Origin of the sequence: Leptolyngbya sp. CCY15150 (genome assembly GCF_016888135.1) — a bacterium.
GTDB lineage: Bacteria > Cyanobacteriota > Cyanobacteriia > RECH01 > RECH01 > RECH01.
Window position 1 is genome coordinate 1 of the sequence record NZ_JACSWB010000256.1, and the last position, 2,927, is coordinate 2,927.

Sequence of the window (2,927 nt, forward strand, 5' to 3'; positions counted from 1 at the left end):
GCAATCAACAACGGCATTTTCGACGTTCCCCTGCAGCTTATTTAGCTAACCTGGAGCAGAAGGCTCTCCAGCTAGTTTTGCCGCCCTAGTTTTTTTTTGACCTGTTCCCGCAGATGACCATGGAGCGTCTCAAGAATCTGCTCGATGACGCCGTCCTCACGCCATTGCTTGTAATGCCAAAACACGGTTGAATAGGGCGGTAGGTCGTTGGGCAAGTCACCCCAATTGCAGCCATTTTTCAACTGATAGAAGATACCGTCGAGGATGGCTCTCTTACTCCATTTGGGGGGGCGTGTTTGCTTTTTCTTAGGCAACAGGGGTTCAATGAGTTCCCACTCGCGATCGGTCAAGCTGCTGGAATAGGTCATTTTTGCCTGATTATATTCCATTCCCGAGATCCCAAATGGGTTCTATAGAGCCTCAAATTGACGCAACAGTTCAAGCGATTCACGGGACTGACGCCGAAACAGGTTCACTAACACCTTAAGAATCTTTGTAATTGCTCAACTGAATAGCCAATCGGTCTGAGATGAGGTAAGAGCACGCAAAATGGCATCCAAGGCAGACATGCCCTGACGCTTGGCCGTATTGATCAAAGAGCGCATCTGAGCAAATAACTCCGCTCCCCAATGGGAGCGAAAGCCGTGGGTGACCTTGCGAAAGACGACACTCCAGCGCAACGCCTGTTCACTGGAATTGTTCGTCGGCGGTACCGTCTCATCGTCCAGAAACAGCAACAGATGAGGACGAATCGAACGATACCGTTTGAGTAATCGTTGAGCATCGGGTTGAGTCGGCTCCAGATTCAAAACCTCTCGCAACGTCCCCCGCAATCGAGACTTGTATTGCTCGACCGTTGAGGGAGCTAAGCGGTGTCGTCGTCGTTGCAGGGCAATCGCTTTGAGAAACAAGCGTTTCATGCGCGGGGCAAAAAGCTGGTCGCCAGCATCGATGGCATACTGACAATCACGCAGTTGATGCGCTAAACATACTTGCCATTGCTCAGCCGGATTCGCCTTCTGAGCACTGAACAAGTCCGACACCCACACCTGGGGACGATGGTCGCCCATCACCGCCTCAATCACGGTCTTGCCGCGACTGGGGCGAATCACGTGCAGGCACACCTGGTCGTTCTGGAACACCCACTCCCACTGCGTTGTTCCATCCACCCGCGCACTGGTTTCATCGCTGCACACCAAACGAGCGCTGCGTAGACGCTCCACGATCTGCCCTACAGGAGCCGCTAACTGCTGATGCACCCGCTGCAGCACGTTCGCAATCGCTCCCTCCGATATCCTTACCCCATAGAGGTCTGCCATCACTCGGCTTAAGCGCTCATAGCCTATCGCATGGCTATAGCGCAGATAGCTCACCACACCCGCAATGCTGGTGCCAAAAGGAGAACCTGGCTCTAAGCCAACCGGTACCGGTGTTTCATAGCGCTGTTGGCAACAGGGACACTGCCCACCGTACCGCTCTACCCGTGTCACATGCGGCTTAACTAGCGGCAACTCAATACGCTCGTAAATACTGCGCAGTTGCTGACTTGATAGCGATACCTTTTCCCCACACGTCGGGCACTGCTTCGCCTGGGCAACCACGACCTGGTCGGGCTGAGCACTCAGTTCCCGTCCCCCTCCTGCTCGTCCTATGCTGCCTTCTCGCCCTAGCGACCTTTGAGCTTGTCTGAGTTGATTCGGCTTGAACCCTTTTGACGGGGGCAGTCCTGAATTGCTAGAGGTCTTCTTGACTCGTTTCTGCTTAAGTTTCTCGACCTCGGCCCGCAAGCGTTGCTGTTCTTCCCACAACAACTTGATGAGGGCATTCTTTTCCTCATCACTCAGCATGTCCAGGGGCGGCAGGTCTTTCATGGCAAAAGCTTACCATCCTCTCGGGAAAAACGACTCACGTCAACCCAGTTGAGCAATTACGAATCTTTTAAACCGCCATAAGAATCTGAAAGAAATTAAGCATTGAACCTCAGTAAACTTCAGATAACACAACGCGATTGACTCTCCTTTTAAACGACTGCACGAATAATCGATTAAGTCCTTTGACCTAGCTTTACTGCGACTGAAATGAACGATCGCACATGAAAACCTTTCAACACAGAGGAATGAATATGAAGACTTGGATTTCGATGCTGCTAATTTTAGCAAGCGTGAGCTTGTTCGGGTGTGACGATCAACGAGCGGAAGAACAATTGGATAGCACAATGAACAGTTGGATTGGTCGGGATATCAATGAGTTTGTTCGCAGATATGGTACACCTACGACAACGCTTACATTACCCAATGGAAACACAATCTATTCCTACAGAACGGATCGAGAACGGGAGTTTAATCAGCCAACCACTGTGAATGAGTTTGAGAACGATCAGGGCGATACAACTACGATAATTAGCGGAGGCAACACGGTTGTTGATCGTGATTTCTGTGAGATTGATGTCGAGTTTGATCGCTCTAGTGAAATTCAGTCCTGGCGCTATGAGGGTAGTTCTCCAAGACATTGCAACATTAAGAGCCTGCCGGAAACGCTCCAGAAGCAATTGCAAAAAGATGGCATTCTTCCGTAGGTCAAAATAAAGCCCCGAATGTAGTGGCATTCGGCAGGAGTGCCCTGGCCCCTGCCGACTATGGCGGGGGCTTTCAAATGCCATTCCCTTACCGGTAGTTCCAAAGCCTGAATAGCTATTTGCCTAATGAGACGTGCTACTTGGCAAAGCAACCTCTTGTCACTTGGTGACATTTAGCGTTATTGTGTCACTAAGTGACAGGCTTTGGAAGAAGACTGTCGTGGGGAGTGACGCTACCAACGACATGGCAAAGAACGAGCGCAAGCCAGGGAGGATGAGTGAGCAGCGGCAGCAGCGGATACGTCTGGAGATTTCGCGGGAGGCGGCGCGTTTGTTCTGGGAGCAAGGCGTC

General features: G+C 51.3%; 3 protein-coding genes and 1 pseudogene. 2 read left to right on the forward strand and 2 right to left on the reverse strand.

All coding sequences use genetic code 11. The annotated features are described in order from the left end of the window. Positions 1 to 71: 71 nt before the first annotated feature. Together JUJ53_RS19595 and JUJ53_RS19600 are read right to left on the reverse strand one after the other, a co-directional pair. Complete coding sequence (locus JUJ53_RS19595; RefSeq protein WP_239125225.1) at positions 72 to 389, reverse strand: transposase; 318 nt, start codon at positions 387 to 389, stop codon at positions 72 to 74. 114 nt (positions 390 to 503) lie between these two features. After that, entirely contained in the window at positions 504 to 1,871 is a 1,368-nt protein-coding gene (locus tag JUJ53_RS19600; RefSeq protein ID WP_204153729.1) for an IS66 family transposase, read from the reverse strand. Between the two features lie 221 nt (positions 1,872 to 2,092). Between JUJ53_RS19600 and JUJ53_RS19605 the strand changes: the two genes are divergently transcribed. Continuing rightward, complete coding sequence (locus JUJ53_RS19605; protein ID WP_204153730.1) at positions 2,093 to 2,575, forward strand: hypothetical protein; 483 nt, start codon at positions 2,093 to 2,095, stop codon at positions 2,573 to 2,575. 244 nt (positions 2,576 to 2,819) lie between these two features. After that, positions 2,820 to 2,927, forward strand: a pseudogene (locus tag JUJ53_RS25605) (TetR/AcrR family transcriptional regulator); the annotation flags it as partial.